The organism is Tenacibaculum sp. HL-MS23 (assembly GCF_032463465.1).
Classification (GTDB): domain Bacteria; phylum Bacteroidota; class Bacteroidia; order Flavobacteriales; family Flavobacteriaceae; genus Polaribacter; species Polaribacter bernardetii.
In genome coordinates, this window is the sequence record NZ_CP135989.1 from 648,655 (window position 1) to 665,244 (window position 16,590).

Annotated in this window: 15 protein-coding genes; 2 read left to right on the plus strand and 13 right to left on the minus strand. The window is 31.2% G+C overall.

Features of this window, described 5'->3' with window-relative positions; genetic code table 11:
• Window positions 1-55: 55 nt before the first annotated feature.
• The 12 genes from RRF68_RS02975 to RRF68_RS03030 all read right to left on the minus strand — a co-directional run bounded on the left by RRF68_RS02975 (window position 56) and on the right by RRF68_RS03030 (window position 13,530).
• On the minus strand, window positions 56-1,129 hold the full coding sequence (locus tag RRF68_RS02975; protein WP_315944949.1) for a M14 family metallopeptidase: 1,074 nt from the start codon (window positions 1,127-1,129) through the stop codon (window positions 56-58).
• A gap of 1 nt (window position 1,130) precedes the next feature.
• Complete coding sequence (locus RRF68_RS02980; protein WP_315944950.1) at window positions 1,131-2,597, minus strand: aminotransferase class V-fold PLP-dependent enzyme; 1,467 nt, start codon at window positions 2,595-2,597, stop codon at window positions 1,131-1,133.
• Between the two features lie 188 nt (window positions 2,598-2,785).
• Entirely contained in the window at window positions 2,786-4,177 is a 1,392-nt protein-coding gene (gene glmM / locus RRF68_RS02985; protein ID WP_315944951.1) for a phosphoglucosamine mutase, read from the minus strand.
• Between the two features lie 146 nt (window positions 4,178-4,323).
• Window positions 4,324-6,099, minus strand: a complete 1,776-nt coding sequence (gene rpsA / locus RRF68_RS02990) for a 30S ribosomal protein S1 (protein ID WP_218772493.1) — start codon at window positions 6,097-6,099, stop codon at window positions 4,324-4,326.
• 192 nt (window positions 6,100-6,291) lie between these two features.
• Window positions 6,292-7,239: an alpha/beta hydrolase gene (locus RRF68_RS02995; protein WP_315944952.1), complete on the minus strand. Its 948-nt coding sequence runs from the start codon at window positions 7,237-7,239 to the stop codon at window positions 6,292-6,294.
• A gap of 40 nt (window positions 7,240-7,279) precedes the next feature.
• Window positions 7,280-8,848, minus strand: a complete 1,569-nt coding sequence (locus RRF68_RS03000) for a GMC oxidoreductase (protein WP_315944953.1) — start codon at window positions 8,846-8,848, stop codon at window positions 7,280-7,282.
• Between the two features lie 132 nt (window positions 8,849-8,980).
• Window positions 8,981-9,847, minus strand: coding sequence for a YkgJ family cysteine cluster protein (locus RRF68_RS03005; protein WP_315944954.1), 867 nt, complete (start codon window positions 9,845-9,847; stop codon window positions 8,981-8,983).
• Window positions 9,848-9,873: 26 nt separating this feature from the next.
• The gene (locus tag RRF68_RS03010; RefSeq protein WP_315944955.1) at window positions 9,874-10,485 is read right to left on the minus strand and encodes a YigZ family protein; all 612 of its coding nucleotides are present in this window, start codon (window positions 10,483-10,485) and stop codon (window positions 9,874-9,876) included.
• A 46-nt stretch (window positions 10,486-10,531) separates the two neighbouring features.
• Window positions 10,532-11,347, minus strand: coding sequence for an EamA/RhaT family transporter (locus RRF68_RS03015; protein WP_315944956.1), 816 nt, complete (start codon window positions 11,345-11,347; stop codon window positions 10,532-10,534).
• Complete coding sequence (locus tag RRF68_RS03020) at window positions 11,344-11,958, minus strand: HAD-IA family hydrolase (protein ID WP_315944957.1); 615 nt, start codon at window positions 11,956-11,958, stop codon at window positions 11,344-11,346. Before RRF68_RS03020 ends, RRF68_RS03015 begins: the two co-directional genes overlap by 4 nt.
• On the minus strand, window positions 11,951-13,063 hold the full coding sequence (gene ribD, locus RRF68_RS03025; protein ID WP_315944958.1) for a bifunctional diaminohydroxyphosphoribosylaminopyrimidine deaminase/5-amino-6-(5-phosphoribosylamino)uracil reductase RibD: 1,113 nt from the start codon (window positions 13,061-13,063) through the stop codon (window positions 11,951-11,953). Before ribD ends, RRF68_RS03020 begins: the two co-directional genes overlap by 8 nt.
• A 5-nt stretch (window positions 13,064-13,068) precedes the next feature.
• Window positions 13,069-13,530 carry an LEA type 2 family protein gene (locus RRF68_RS03030; RefSeq protein WP_315944959.1) on the minus strand — a complete coding sequence of 154 codons (462 nt, stop codon included), beginning with the start codon at window positions 13,528-13,530 and terminating at the stop codon, window positions 13,069-13,071.
• A 51-nt stretch (window positions 13,531-13,581) separates the two neighbouring features.
• Here RRF68_RS03030 and RRF68_RS03035 point away from each other — a divergent pair, with 51 nt between their 5' ends.
• Together RRF68_RS03035 and prmC are read left to right on the plus strand one after the other, a co-directional pair.
• Window positions 13,582-14,082, plus strand: coding sequence for a GNAT family N-acetyltransferase (locus tag RRF68_RS03035; protein WP_218772484.1), 501 nt, complete (start codon window positions 13,582-13,584; stop codon window positions 14,080-14,082).
• A 2-nt stretch (window positions 14,083-14,084) separates the two neighbouring features.
• On the plus strand, window positions 14,085-15,053 hold the full coding sequence (prmC, locus tag RRF68_RS03040; RefSeq protein WP_315944960.1) for a peptide chain release factor N(5)-glutamine methyltransferase: 969 nt from the start codon (window positions 14,085-14,087) through the stop codon (window positions 15,051-15,053).
• Here prmC and RRF68_RS03045 read toward each other — a convergent pair.
• Window positions 15,043-16,521: a PLP-dependent aminotransferase family protein gene (locus RRF68_RS03045; RefSeq protein WP_315944961.1), complete on the minus strand. Its 1,479-nt coding sequence runs from the start codon at window positions 16,519-16,521 to the stop codon at window positions 15,043-15,045. The two genes, prmC and RRF68_RS03045, sit on opposite strands and share 11 nt — an antisense overlap.
• Window positions 16,522-16,590: the final 69 nt, after the last annotated feature.

Genomic DNA, 16,590 nt, shown 5'->3' on the forward strand with positions numbered 1-16,590 from the left:
GTTTTATTCAAGTAATATTGCTAAAATATGATTTTTTTCTATTTAAAAAAGACTTTTACTGAGAAATATTTAGATTTATATCTTTTTCTTTGAATTCCTTATGACCCAAATATGAAGATAAATCGCCTTCTTTTTCTTTAATTAAATCCAGTGCAAATTTACTATTTTCTAATTTCTCTACATACTGATATGCTACATCTTTTTGATTATTTTTTGACCTATAAATAACATCATAGAAGTTCTTGATATTGTTTGGAATAGATAAATAATCTAAGTGATTTTCGAAGTTTTTAGTAACTGAAATATGATATATTCCTTGTAAAATAGCAAAGAAATTATATTTTCTTACGATTTCTCGTTCGTAATCATTCGGATAATGACCTCCTTCTATTAAAATAGTGTTATGTCCTAATTTCTGAAAATTATCTCCCGTTGCTGTCGGATAAAACTCATCAGTATAACGACCTATATAATTTGGAATTATTTTTTGAAGTAAGCCATTCATAGAGACTATAACATTCATAGTTTCTTTACGACCTTTTGTAATTTTGCGACTTTCTTCTTCTGAAGGAGCTAAAAATGAAATAGTAGCCGGGTTTTTGGTTCCCTCTACCCCAAAAATAGTTCTCTGATCATGAAGGTTAAAACAAAAATCTGGTTTAAACCTATCTAATATGCTACGTAATAACTTACTTTCTTTAGCATGCAAAGCAACAGCATCTCTGTTTAAATCGATTCCATTCGCATTAACACGCGTATATACCTCTGCTCCATCAGGATTTAACATCGGTATAATTTTTATAGTACAGTTCTTTAAAACTGCTGTGACTATTTTATTTTTTGAGTGTAGTTTTATGAAATTTAAAAAATCGAACACTGCTTTAGTACCTGTACTTTCATTACCATGCATTTGGCTCCATACAAGTATTTTTCTTTTACCGGATCCTAATTTTAATTGATAAATATCCTTACCTACTTCAGATTTACCTATAATTTTATGTTCGATATTTTTATCTAAGCCATCAAAAAGAGGCTTAATATCATTAAGTGTTATATGTCTTCCTGATATTCTTTCTTCTTTAATTTCAGAATAATGTTCTTCTAAAAATGTAGCGTCTAAAAGATTCATATTATAAAGTAAACCAATCTGCAATTAATTCTTTTTCTATAGGCTCGGTTGTAGCATGGATATAATCATTTTTAACCATATCATACATATAATCTTTAGACCATTCTTCTATATTTTCAGTTAAGGTTTTTAATGAATTACAAATAAATTGTATTTCGGTATCTGTAATTGTAGGGTGTACAGACAAACGTACCCAACCTGGTTTATCAGTATTACAACCTTCTAATATTTGATCTTTTATTTTGTTTGATTTATCTAAATCTACATTTAATAAAAAGTGACCATAAGTACCGGCACAAGAACAACCTCCTCTTGTTTGAATTCCGAAACGATCGTTTAATAATTTAACCACTAAATTGAAATGGTATTTTTCATAGTAAAAAGAAAAAATACTCAATCGATCTTTAGTATTAGGCGCTAAAATTTTTACACCCTCTAAGTTTTCTAAACAATTAAAAATAATAGGGTTTATTTCATCTTCACGTTGTTTCATCTTATCAGTTCCCATCTGATTTTTTAACTGAATAGACAATGCTATTTTAATCGTTTGTAAAAAAGCTGGAGTTCCACCATCTTCTCGTGTTTCAACATCATCAAAATAATCATGTCCTCCCCAAGGATTGGTGTAGCTAACAGTTCCACCACCTGGATTATCAGGAATCATGTTTTTATATAATTTTTTATTAAAAATCAATACTCCAGAACTTCCTGGTCCTCCTAAAAATTTATGAGGAGAAAAGAAAACAGCATCTAAATACTCATCTTCATTTTCTGGATGCATATTTATATCAACATAAGGCGCCGAACAAGCAAAATCAACAAAACATAAACCTCCATATTTATGAATTAATGAAGCTACTTTATGATAATCTGTTTTAATACCTGTTACATTAGAACCTGCAATAATCGATGCAATTTTTATAGGCCTATCTATATACTCTTTTATGATTTCCTCAAACATTTCTAAGCATATAAGGCCTTCTTTGTTACAAGGTACAACAGCTACATCAGCTATTGTTTCTATCCATGATGTTTGGTTAGAGTGGTGCTCCATATGACTTACAAAAACAATCGGACGTTTTTCTTCAGGTATTTCTGTATGCTCTTTTAAGTTTTCAGAAACCTTTAAACCTAAAATACGTTGAAATTTATTTACAACACCCGTCATTCCTGATCCTTCAGTAATTAATACATCATCTTTTGAAGCATTTACATGACGCTTAATTATATTTCTAGCTTCATGATAAGCTAATGTCATAGCGGCTCCTGAAGTAGATGTTTCTGTATGTGTATTTGCTACAAATGGGCCAAATTCATTTAATAACTTTTCTTCTATAGGTCTATATAATCTACCACTAGCAGTCCAATCAGTATATAACATTTTTTGTTCTCCATAAGGAGATGTATATGTTTGATTGATGCCAACAATGTTTTTTTTAAACTTAGCAAAATATTGTTCTAAATTCATAATTTTAATATTGTTTTTATGGTCTAAAATTAGAGTTCTACTAAGAGTTAGCCTAAACGGTTTATAATATTAACTAATTTGTAACTTTTGTTTATTTAAAGTCTAAACTTACCTCCTATTAAAATAGTGTTTTCAAAGAAGTAAAAACTTTAATATTATATTTTAAAACCACACTATATAGGTGATTTTTATTTTATTATTTGTTCTATTTCTGTTATAAATCGCTCTGCAAGTGTGTCTGCATTTTCTTGACTTGTACTTTCTGTATAAATTCTAACAATAGGTTCGGTATTCGATTTACGTAAGTGCACCCATTCTGTATCAAAATCAATTTTCACTCCATCAATTGTATTCACATCTTCGTCTTTATATTTAGAAGCCATTGTTTCTAAAATTTTATCAACATCGATTTGAGGTGTTAATTGTATTTTATTTTTACTCATAAAGTAACCAGGATAAGAATCTCTTAATTCTTTACAAGACATTTTTTTATGTGCTAAGTGCGATAAAAATAACGCAACACCAACTAATGAATCACGACCATAATGAGAAGCTGGGTAAATGATACCTCCATTACCTTCACCACCTATAACAGTATCGGTATCCTTCATCATTTGTACTACATTTACTTCTCCTACTGCAGAAGCAGTGTACGTGCCGCCATGTTTTTCGGTAACATCACGCAATGCTCTTGATGATGATAAGTTAGAAACCGTATTTCCGCCTCCTAATCTTCCTAATACATAATCTGCACAAGCTACTAAAGTATATTCTTCACCAAACATAGAACCGTCTTCAGATATTAATGCTAAACGATCAACATCAGGATCAACAACAATACCTAAATCAGCTTTTTTCTTAACTACTAATTTAGAAATATCAGTTAAGTTCTCTTTTAAAGGTTCAGGGTTATGAGGAAATTGTCCGTTTGGTTCACAGTATAATTCTATACACTTAACGCCTAACTCTTTTAACAAAGCGGGAATAAAAATTCCTCCGGTAGAATTAACTCCGTCAACAACAACTTTAAACTTGGCTTTTTTAATAGCTTTTACATCTACTAAATCTAATTTTATAACTTCTTTGATATGTTTTTTTAAGTATTTTTTATTTTTCTTGTAGGTACCTAAATCATCAACTTCAGCAAAAGTAAAATCTTCACTATCTGCTAATCGCAAGATTTCTTCTCCATCAGCACCATTTAAAAACTCTCCTTTCTCATTTAATAACTTTAAAGCATTCCATTGCTTCGGATTATGAGAAGCGGTTAAAATAATTCCTCCTTCTGCTTTTTCTAACGGAACAGCAACTTCAACGGTTGGTGTTGTAGATAATCCTAAATCAATTACATTAATACCTAAACCTACTAAAGTATTTGCTACTAAATTACTAATCATTTTACCAGAAATACGAGCATCTCTTCCTATAACAACTTTAATCTCCTTTGCACTCGGATTTCTTTTTTGAATAAATGCTCCGTATGCAGCAGCAAATTTTACAGCATCAACCGGAGTAAGGTTTTCACCAGTGTTTCCTCCTATTGTTCCTCTAATTCCTGATATAGATTTTATAAGTGTCATCTTTCTTTTTATTTTAATCACAAATATACTAGTATTTAAGAAAATACTAACACTTCAAAAGAGGTTTAACTGTAACATAAGTTACATAAAGCGCATAAAAAAACCACTACTTGCGTAGCGGTTTTAAAATTTATGATTTCAGGAGATTATTTTCCTTCCATTTTTCTTTTTAATTCAGCTAATCCACCAATATCTCCTAAAGTAGTTTTTTCTACGTCAGCAGCTTTTTTAGCAGCAGCCTTGATGTTTTTCTTTTCTTCTTCTTTGAAAAGAGAAGTATGAGAAACAACAATTCTACGGTATTCTTTACTAAATTCAGTAACGATGAACTTTACAGCATCACCTTTTTCTAATTTAGAACCGTCTTCTTTTTCTAAGAAACGAGTTGGAGCGAATGCTTCGATACCATCTGCAAATACTACAGTTGCACCTTTATCATTCTTCTCTTTAATAGAACCTTCGTGAGTAGATCCGATTGTATACGTAGCTTCATGAGCATCCCAAGGATTATCTTGAGTTTGCTTGTGACCTAAGTTTAACTTACGGTTTTCTACATCTAATTCTAATACTTGAACTTCTAATTTATCACCAACAGTTACAAAATCTGATGGGTGCTTAATTTTCTTAGTCCAAGATAAATCAGAGATATACACTAATCCGTCAATTCCCTCTTCTAATTCTACGAATACACCAAAGTTAGTGTAGTTACGCACAGTACCAGTATGAGTTGAGTTTACAGGATATTTAGTTGTAATATCTGTCCATGGATCTGGGTGTAATTGCTTCATACCTAAAGACATCTTACGATCTTCACGATCTAATGTTAAGATTTGAGCTTCTACTTCATCACCAACTTTTACGAAATCTTGCGCAGAACGTAAGTGTGTAGACCAAGACATTTCAGAAACGTGAATTAATCCTTCAACACCTTCTTCAACCTCTACGAATGCACCGTAATCAGCTAAAACAACAACCTTACCTTTTACTTTATCACCTACTGCTAATTCAGTATTTAAAGCTTCCCAAGGATGAGCAGATAATTGTTTTAATCCTAATTGGATTCTAGATTTGTTATCGTCAAAGTCTAAAATTACAACATTTAATTTCTGATCTAATTCAACAACCTCATTCGGGTGGTTGATACGAGACCAAGATAAATCAGTAATATGTACTAATCCGTCAACACCACCTAAATCAACAAAGACACCATAAGAAGTAATGTTTTTAACAACACCTTCTAATACTTGTCCTTTTTCTAATTGACCGATGATTTCTTTTTTCTGATCTTCTAAATCTGCTTCGATTAACGCTTTATGAGATACTACTACGTTCTTAAATTCGTGGTTGATTTTCACAACTTTGAATTCCATAGTTTTCTCTACATACTGATCGTAATCTCTAATAGGCTTCACGTCAATTTGAGAACCTGGTAAGAATGCTTCAATACCAAATACATCAACGATCATACCTCCACGAGTTCTACACTTAACAAAACCGTTAACGATTTCACCAGTTTCATGTGCATTATTAACACGTTCCCATGCTTTAATTACACGTGCTTTTTTGTGAGATAACACTAATTGACCAGAAGCATCTTCTCTTTTGTCAACTAATACCTCTACAGAATCACCAACAGCTAAACCTGGATTGTAACGGAATTCGTTTAAAGAAATTACTCCCTCTGACTTAGAGTTGATATCGATAATTGCATCTCTATCAGTAATTCTTGTAACTTTACCTTCAATTACATCACGTTCGTTTACAAAACCTACTGTACCTTCTAAGGCTTTTTCGAATTCTTGTAATTTAGATTCATCAACTTCATCAATACCTTCTTCGTATTTATGCCAGTTAAATGTTGCTAAAAATTCTGCTGGATTTACTGTAACTGCTTCTGCAGTTGTTTTTGTTTCTTCAGACATTCTGAATAATACTTTGTATCTTTTTGTTAGCCAGATTCTTAACAACACTAACGCCAAGAGAAATTTATATAAATTTTATTTTCTCGTTCCTTTTATAAATCTGTTATTGTAAAAAGGAGTGCAAATTTACGAAGTTTTATTTAAATAACCTATAAAGGTTTTGGTTTTAAGTAAGTTGACTAAGAAATATTACTACTCGTTTATAAAATTCAATACAGACGTTAAACTTTCTGTAGGACTTTCTTCCATAGGAGTATGCCCAACTTCTTTTAAGATTACTAAACTATTATTAGGTAAGTCTTTTTGAAATTGATACGCATTTTTTAAAGGAATTAAAAAATCTTCTGCTCCCCAAAGTATCAATGTTGGTTGCTTGATTGTTTTAATTTTAGCATACGAACTTGCAGGTGATTTCATATTAAAACGATCTACAAAAGCCTGACGATTCCCTTCTCTTAAGGTAAGGTCAAAATAGCGATCTACTAAAGAATCGGTTACTTTAGATGTATCATAATACACATTCTCTACACTCGATTTCACTACAAAACGAGGCGTTATATACGTAAGTAGCTTGCTAAGAACAGGTGTTTGAGCTATTTTAAAAGCAACAGGAACACTTTTAGATTCCATAGGATATCCTGCAGCATCAATTAAAATTAACTTTGACACCATCGATGGTTCTTTTACCGCAAAATTCCAAGCTATTTGTCCGCCTAAAGAATTACCTGCTATAATACATTTTTCAATAGCTAACTTTTTTAAAAAGCTAGCTACAAAATTAGTGTAATTGGTCATCGAATAATTACGATCAGGAAATGGTCCTGTTAATCCGTACGCAGGAAGATCCATTCTTAATACTCTTTTTGTTTTCTTTAAAGTATCCGTCCAAGCATCAAAAGTGTGTAAACTTGATCCTGTACCGTGAATAAGTAAAATTGGAATTGAATCATTTTTATTTCCTTCATCACGGTAATGGACATCCATTCCGTTTACAGAAATAAACGAAGAAGCTTCGTTTGCATATTTTTCTTTCAATTCATTTAAAGGTATATCTCTATGCCCATATAAAAAGATTATTCCTATAACAATCAATAAAATAAAAGTTAAAGCAATTTTAATAATTTTGATAAAGTATTTCATTACGTAAATTTGGATGTTAGCCCGGTTTTTTAATTAAAATTTATTTTTTCGGAATTTGATCCATTGCATGCTCAGCTATTGCTGTAATTGACAATGATGGATTCACTCCCGGATTTGCTGAAATCATAGATCCATCAATAATATAAAGATCATTATAACCAAAAACTTGATTATTTTTATTGATAACACCTTCTGACGGATTTTCGCTCATTACCGCACCTCCCAAAACATGTGCTGTTGACGGAATTCCTGCCAAGGTTTCTAAGGCAAACGAAGTGCTTACGCCATTTACAGCCTTGCTATATTCTTCTACCAACTTGCGAGACTCCTTAATAAACGGAGTTGGCTTTTTACCTGTGCTTACTGTTGAAGTCATGAAACCAAAAATATTTCTTTTAAATCGAAGCGTACTATCTAAAGTTTGCATAAAAAGCAGTACCACCGTTTTCTTTGCCCAGCTATTAGCAAAATAAATTTTAAAATATTTAATAGGCGATTTTACTAAAGACACAAATATCATAGCGATACGAGCAAAAACATTTGTGTTTGTAACATATGGTAAATGCAAAAACTTCCATGCATTAGAACCTTCTGCATATCTAACAATTTCTAGGTGAGAATTCTCATCAGTATCTAAAATACTACCGATTGCTACTCCTTTTGAATAATTCTTGTCTTTTTCGAGACTAGAAACACTTACCAAAGTTTCGTTATTTGTTCTTATATCTTGACCTAACCTGTCAGAAATATTAGGTAATGAATTCATTTTTAATTTTAGTAAAAGTTTAACTGTCCCCATCACTCCGCCTGAAAAAATCACACCTTTACTTTTAATTTTTCTTTTTTTAGTAAATAATTTAGTACTAGTTTTTATAGCTACTTCATAACCTGTATTTCCATCACTTAAAGTTGCAGGAATAACATCATAAACTTCGTTTTCTGCTATGATTTCTGCACCCAATTTTTGAGCTAGGTACAAGTAGTTTTTATCTAAAGTATTTTTAGAATTATTTCTACAACCTGTCATACAAGCACCACAGAAATTACATCCTGTTCTTTCTGGACCTTTACCATTAAAATAAGGATCTTCTTTAGTTACATTTTCTTCGCCAAAATACACAGCAACATCCGGAGCGTCAAACTTATCCTCCATCCCTAATTTTTCGGCTACTTTTTTAAGACCTATATCTCCATCAAAGAATTGCGGGTTTTTTGCTGCTCCAAGCATTCGCAATGCTTCTTTATAATAAGGTGCTAATTCAGTTTCCCAATCTTTTAAGTTACTCCAACTACCGGTTTTAAAAAAAGTTGATTTAGGAACAGGTAGTGTATTGGCATAGACCAAAGAACCACCACCAACACCAGTACCAGAAAGTATTGCTACATGTTTAAAAATGGATAATTTCATGATACCGAAGAAACGTAACCTTGGCATCCAAAGCCACTTTTTGAAATTCCAGTTTGTTTTAGGGAAATCTTTAGCTTTAAACCATTTTCCTTTTTCAACCACTAAAACCTTATATCCTTTTTCTGATAATCGTAAAGCACTTACCGAACCACCAAAACCACTACCAATAATAATATAATCGTATTCTTTTTCTAAATACACACGTTCATTATTTAAATATCTCTTATTTTATTTCAGATATTGTTAGAATGCCAAGTTATAAGATTTTATGATAAGAATCAAACTGTATTTTATTCAGTTATACATTTTATAAATAGGTAATGTAAAGTAAGTCTATTCTTTAGCTCCATGACTTTTTGCTATTTCTATCCAATGTTCAGAAATCCCTTTAGTATCAGCTCCTAAACCTCTAGATAAATGCAATGCTACTGCAATTAGTAGAACGGATGCTTTATGAAGTTCTTCTAATGTTTGTATAGCACCAAATTCTTCTTGTGCTTTTTGAAGTAATAATTCATTGTGTTTTTTTGCGAATGATATAGGATTTTCAGTATCAATAGTTATTTCAGGCACCATTAAACAATCTAACCACTCCTCACCTATTCTATTTGCTGATAATTCATGTGTTTCGATTCCTGTTTCTCTCCATAAAGCTAGTGTTTTAGTGTCTCCAGACACAGCTAAACCAGTATCTAAAAGTAATTCGAAGCCAATATCAGCAATATTTTGCATCACTATTAAATATTCATCTAAAGCTTTTTCAAATTTATCAGCTTTTTGACCTTTAAGATAATCACCAACACTCAATTTTGGTAAATCTAAAACTTCAGCACAGTCCTTTAGACAAGGAAATTGCTTTCCTTCATAAATATATGCTGCTTTATCAAATTGCACCTGGCGACCTAGCGGATATAAACGACAAGCCAATGGACGACCTTCGTGAACGCTACATCCAGCATTATCTAAATATAAACTACACGCATGTTGACCTTTTTTATCTTGCTTACCATTAAAAAGCAGTTGAATTCCGCCAAATTTAGTATGTAAATCTCTAAACTCTTTCGGAGTCGTTTTCTTTTCTTTACTAAAACAAAATAATTCCCAAGGATTAAGCATTACATCTTTACCAAAACAACAAGTTCCCGATCGAGAACACGTAAGCGGTAATACACTGTTAGTAGTAAGTTTGGTTATTTGCATTTTAAATTATGGTGATTTATATGTAACTACAATTCTTTAATTGTAACCTTAAAAAGGTTATCAAAAATATCGAATATCATTTGTGCCTCTTTTTTACGAACAGAAATAGTGTATTGGCAATCCATTTCTAATGTTTGAGCTATAATATTTAGATTTCGTTCTTTAACCACGCGTTGTACCTTATTCATCATATCGTAATCAAAAGTTAATTGATACTGAATATCTATGGTTTTTTCTTTGATATTGGAAATCTCTAAAGCTAACTGAGCTGAAGTTCTATAAGCATTTATCAAACCTCCTACTCCTAATTTTGTACCACCGAAATAACGTACAGAAACAATTAAAATATTGGTAACATCAAAAGCTTGTATTTGTCCGTAAATAGGCATTCCGGCAGAATTACTAGGTTCACCATCATCATTGGCTCTAAAACGAATTGTTTCTGTGCCGAATTGCCAAGCATAACAAAAATGGCGTGCCGAATGGTGTTTCTTTTTTAAACTTTCTATAGCTTCTTTAACATCGTTTTCTGTAAAAACAGGAAAAGCATAGCCAAAAAACTTACTATTTCTGTCTTTAAATAATGTTTCTTCAGAAGCAACATCAATCGTTTTGTAGGTGTCTTTTATCTCAATCATTACGCCGAAGCTACTAATAAAATACTAATTACAGCCAATCCTATTCCTATCCAATTTTTTTGATCAATTTTTCTTTAAAGAAAACCAATGCAAAAACAGTGGTTAAAATAACTATAGAAACATTGTTTATAGTGAATAAGGTTGAACTTTCTAATCCTTCGGTTTGTAATGCTTTTAATAAAAATTCCATCGAGTAATAATTTGGAATTCCTAAAACAATTCCGCCTAAAATATTTTTCCATTGAAATTTAAAATTCCCTTTTATGATTTGTACAATCATAAAAAGACAGCCCAATAAAAATGCACAACCAAAAATAGTGGCTAAAAACATTGGCACTGCTCCTTCTGATACATAAGTAGTTTCAGTATATTTTAAACCAGCATCAATAGTTCCCGAGCCTATAAATAATAATAAGGGGTATATTAAATTCTTAAATTTTACAGGAGAAATATCACTTTTAGCAGAAGATAAATAAACAGCGACTAACGCCATTAATATTCCGATAAATTTTATAATACCAACACTTTCGTTATACATAAAAACGCCAGCTACAATAGGTATAACTACCGACATTTTACCTGCTACCGAAGCAACAGAAAGTCCGTTTTTTTGAGCCGTGATTCCCATCACATTAAATATTGCAATAAATAAAAACCCTAAACAAAAAGCACCTAAAAACCAAGGTTGTTGGGGTATTTGTGTAATTGACAAAGGAACATTTGATGTAAACAATCCAAAAGACAATGCAATAATATAATTTACAACAATGGCTTGTGAAGTGTTTATTTTAAAAACATCAAACAGTTTAAAAATTACAAATATTAAACTAGAAACTAAAACGCTTAAAACTAAATAAATCAAACTAAAAATTCTTTTCTTTTTAATAAATCAACCACATCTTCTTTTCCCGGAATTAAATTCCAAACTTGCATTCCTAATTCTTTAGCTGCCTCAGTATTTTCTTTTAAGTCATCTACAAAAATAGTTTCTGATGCTTTTAAGTTATTTTCACTCAATACAAATTCATAAATATTTGCGTTTGGTTTCCTGAAGTTTATTTCATGCGATAAATAAAACTGCTCAAAGCAGCTTTTAAATTCATTATACAATTCAGTTCCCCAATTATTCTGAATCCAAGATATATGTAAATCGTTTGTATTACTTAATAAAAATAACCTGTATTTATTAGACCCTGCTAATTCTTTTAAAAAAGCTAATCTGCGTTTCGGAAAATCTAATAAAATAGCATTCCAAGCATTCACTAAACTTTCACGACTTAACTGCGGAAATTTAGTTTTATAAAAATTAACAAACTCATCCGTAGAAATTAAACCCATTTCATATTTATGATAAGTTACAATCATGTCTTCAGAAATATTGGTTACGCCCAGTTTTGCTAATTCTTTATAAGTTGCTTCTTTATCTAAATTGATAAAGATATCACCAAAATCGAAAATTATGTTTTTAATCATTTATATATGTCTTTAATACATCGCCTTCGATGTTTTCCTCTTTCTTTAATTCTCCTTTTAAAACCGGAGCTACTACTCCACTTTTAAAGGTTGTCTTTCCTATAAATACTTTTGCTTCATCCCAAAGATGCGCATTAATAAAAGTTTGTAGTGTTTGTGTGCCTCCTTCAATAATTACAGATTGAATATTGTGCTTTTGCAATACATCACATATTTGTTCCGCTACGCGGGATGAAAAATCTAAGTGTTCGTATGAGATTGCTTCAGCCTGTTCGCAATGACGAATATTTTCGTTATTCGTTAAAACAATCGTTTTTACTTTCTCATCGAATACTGTGGCATTTTTAGGGATTCGTAAGTTTTTATCTATTACAATTCGAATCGGATTATTTCCCGACCAACTGCGTACTGTTAATGACGGATTGTCTGCAATTACAGTATTTGTACCAACTAAAATAGCATGTTCTTCACTTCGCCATTTATGAACTAGCTGTTTTGAGTATTCGTTAGAAATCCAAACTGGTTTAGCGTCATTGTGAAGCAAGTTTTTTTGCTGAGGCAATCTCTTTATCGATTTAGAGGTTACTTCGCTTTGCTCGTAATGACGAAACGGCGCCACAAAACCATCCGAAGTTTCGGCCCATTTTAATATTATATAAGGTCGTTTTTTATTCTGAACAGTAAAAAAACGTTTATGATGTTGTTTGCATTCTGCTTCTAAAACACCAACAATTACATTGATTCCTGCTTTTTTTAAACGCTCAATTCCTTTACCGGCAACCAAACTATTTGTATCAACACAACCAATTACAACATTGGGTATTTTATGTTTTACGATTAAATCGGCACAAGGCGGTGTTTTACCAAAATGCGCACAAGGCTCTAACGTTACGTAAATAGTTGCTTCTTTTAATAACTCTTTATTTACAACCGAATTTATGGCATTTACTTCTGCATGATTACCACCATAAGCACTTGTATATCCTTCACCTATAATTTTATCATTATAAACGATAACAGCTCCAACTGACGGATTTGGACGTGCAGTACCAATACCATTTTTGGCTAATTGTAAACAACGTTGTATGTAATTTTCGTGCTTCAAAAAAACTAGAATTTTATTTTAATATCTTCCGTTTTATCAATCGGATATACATCTGAAAAACCAAATATGGTATAACGTAAGTCTCCCTTAAACTGCACTTTTACACTTTTATTTAAAATTGAATTAATCAAACCTCCTAAAATTCCGTTTTTAGTATCTCCAAATATCTTTTTAGCAGGAATTACAACTTGCAACGGAATATTAAATTCGTTGCGAGCAGGAACTTCAAACTCATCAGATGAAACCTGAGCCACTTCTTCGCCATTTACGATTACTTTAATTTCGTCTGTTGCTATTTTTCCACCAATATCATTGGGGTTTTTAAAGAAAGCTTTCGCTTGTAATCGAATTGTATCTGAAGAAATAGATAAAATTTTAATATTATCTATTTTTATAAATATTGGTTTCTCTTTTATAGAACAACTCACAATAAATAAAACAACTATAAAAAACCCCAATTTCTTCATCTCGATTCTTATTTTTTTAGGTAATTTGCAAAGCAAAAATAAGGTATTCCTATGACTCCTTCTGATTTTATTATCCGAGAAATTAAACCTAGTGACAATCAACAAATAGCGAGCGTTATTAGAACTGTTTTAACTGAATTTGGCGCACCTAAAGTTGGTACCGCTTATGAAGATAAAGCAACTGATGAGATGTTTGAAACGTATCAAAAAGAAAAAACAGCTTATTTTGTAATAGAACATCAAAATAAAATAGTTGGCGGTGTTGGTTTTGCTGGTTTACCTGATTTTGAAGAGACTATTTGTGAACTACAAAAAATGTATTTTTTGCCAATAGCAAGAGGAAAAGGTTTAGGAAGCAAGCTAATTAATTATTGTTTATCTAAAGCAAAAGAAGAAAAATATAAGCAATGTTATTTAGAAACCATGCCTTATATGGATGCTGCAAGAGCTTTGTATGCCAAAAACGGATTTGTTAATTTAGAGGCTCCTATGGGAAATACAGGTCATTTTTCTTGTAATGTTTGGATGTTAAAAGATTTAATTAAGGCTTAAAAATGATTTTAAAAGAATTCAAAACATATTTTACAGAAGAATTATCAGCAATATATCCGGAAACAGAAATAACTTCTTTTTTCTTTTTATTGATTGAAGAAAAATTGGGATTTCAACGAATTGATTCCGTTTTAAAAGCAGATTTTAATATTCCTTCGGATGTTTTAGCATTTTTTAATAAAGCGATAAAAAGATTACAAAAGGAAGAGCCTATTCAGTATATACTAGGAAATACCGAATTTTACGGATTGCCTTTTTTAGTGAATAAAAACACTTTAATTCCAAGACCAGAAACCGAAGAATTGGTAGAATGGATTATCAATGAAGTTACAAAGTTGGAAAGCAAAAATGTTGCAAAATCTTTGAATGTCACTTCGAGCGCAGTCGAGAAATCTTTAACCCTGTTAGATATTGGAACCGGAACTGGTTGTATTCCTATTTCATTAAAACAGCAGTTATCAAATGCAATAATTTCAGCGATTGATGTATCTAAAGAAGCTTTAATTACTGCTAAAGAAAATGCGAAACTAAATTCAGTTGAAATTGATTTTTTTGAAGTTGATATTTTAAAGACTGAAAACTTAAATGTTATTGCGAATAAAATGAAGCAATCTTTTACTAAGAATGAGATTACTTCGTCGCACACTTCTCAGATTGACGTAAAATTAGATATTATTGTTTCCAATCCGCCGTATGTTCGTGAATTAGAAAAAGCAGAGATTAAAAATAATGTTTTAGAAAACGAACCACATTTAGCTTTATTTGTTGATGACAATAATCCGTTAATATTCTATGATAAAATAGCCGATTTAGCAAAGCTTCATTTATCAGAAAACGGACTATTATTTTTTGAAATCAATCAATATTTAGGAAAAGAAACCGTAAAAATGTTAAAAGACAAAGGTTTTAATAACATTGAACTAAAAAAGGATTTTTCTGGTAACGACCGAATGATAAAAGCTAGTTTTTAAGCGCTAACATTGTTGTTTTTAATTTAGCAATTAATTCGTAAATCTCTTCTTCATTATAACTTGCAAAACCAATTCTAATCGCATTGTGATTTGTATTTACAGCTTCATAGCGAGAATAATCGCCAATTTCTAATTGGTGTTTTAAAGCCTCTTTTGTAACTTGTTTCCACGAATATTTTTGATTTAAAATTACCCAAACAGCCATCCCTCCTTTTGGTTTCTCAAACTTAAAAAAGCCACCTAATTCTTTGTATAACAAGTAACAAAACAAGTCTCTTCGCTGCTTATAAACTTTCATTACTTTTCTAATATGTCTATCTAAATCACCCGATTTTATAAAATCAGCAAATGTTAATTCTAACAACTCATCTCCTTGCCTATCCACTATTTTTCTGCGATTTGCAGCTTCATCTACAAACTCCTTAGACGCTATTAAGTAACCAACTCTAAAAACAGGCGCCACCGTTTTACAAACCGAACCAATATAAATTACGTTTTTATTTACATCGTGACTTTTTAAAGGCAAAATTGGCGCATGATTGTAGTTAAAATCATAGTCATAATCATCTTCAATAATTGCAAAATTATATTGTTTTGAGAGATTTAATAAATGAATTCTTCTTTCAGCAGATAATGTTACCGTTGTTGGATGATGATGATGAGAAGTTACATATACCGCTTTAATTTGTTGCTTTTTACAAATAGTTTCAATCTCATCGGTTATAATTCCGTTTTCATCAACCAAAATAGTTATTACCGTAGCTTTCTGACCAGAAAAAGTAGCATTCGCAGAAGCATAATTTGTTTCTCCAACTACAATAATATCTTGCTCTTTTAATAATAATTGAGATGATAACCAAATTCCCATCTGACTTCCGCGAGTTATTAAAATATGCTCTTTGGCTATTTGTAATCCTCTTGTTTCATTTAAATAAGTAACTAAAACTTCTCTTAATTTATCACTTCCGTAAACTGAGTTATACCCCAAATGTTTGTACACATTTTTTTTAGCTGCAATTCTTCTATAAGCTCTTACAATTTCATCTATTGGTGTTAATCTCCCGTCAGAAACACCGTCATTAAGAGATAGCATAGCTTCATCTTTCTTTTTAGAGAAATTTTGAAACGCATTATTTTTGTAGAAAGAAAAACTAGTTTGTGTTTCTTCAGCATTAAAACCTAATTTAGAAAACGCTGTTTGTTGCAATAAAGGTAAATTACTATGCACAAAAGTTCCTTTTTTAGCAATACTTTCTACCCAACCCTGTAACATTAACTCCTCATAACAAGCAACAACCGTTTTTCTATGCACGTTTAACAACTCCGCTAAACTTCTACTTCCTGGAAGTTTGGTTTTAGGTTTTAATTTTTGTTCTTTTATCAATTGAATAAACTGATTAGACAATTGTAAGTACAAAGATTGAGAACCTTTTCTATCTATCTTAAAACTGGTTTTATACGGAAACATCTGGACTACTTATTATATCTTTTCTGGATGATTATAACAATCCATAAATATATTATTTTTGAACAATAA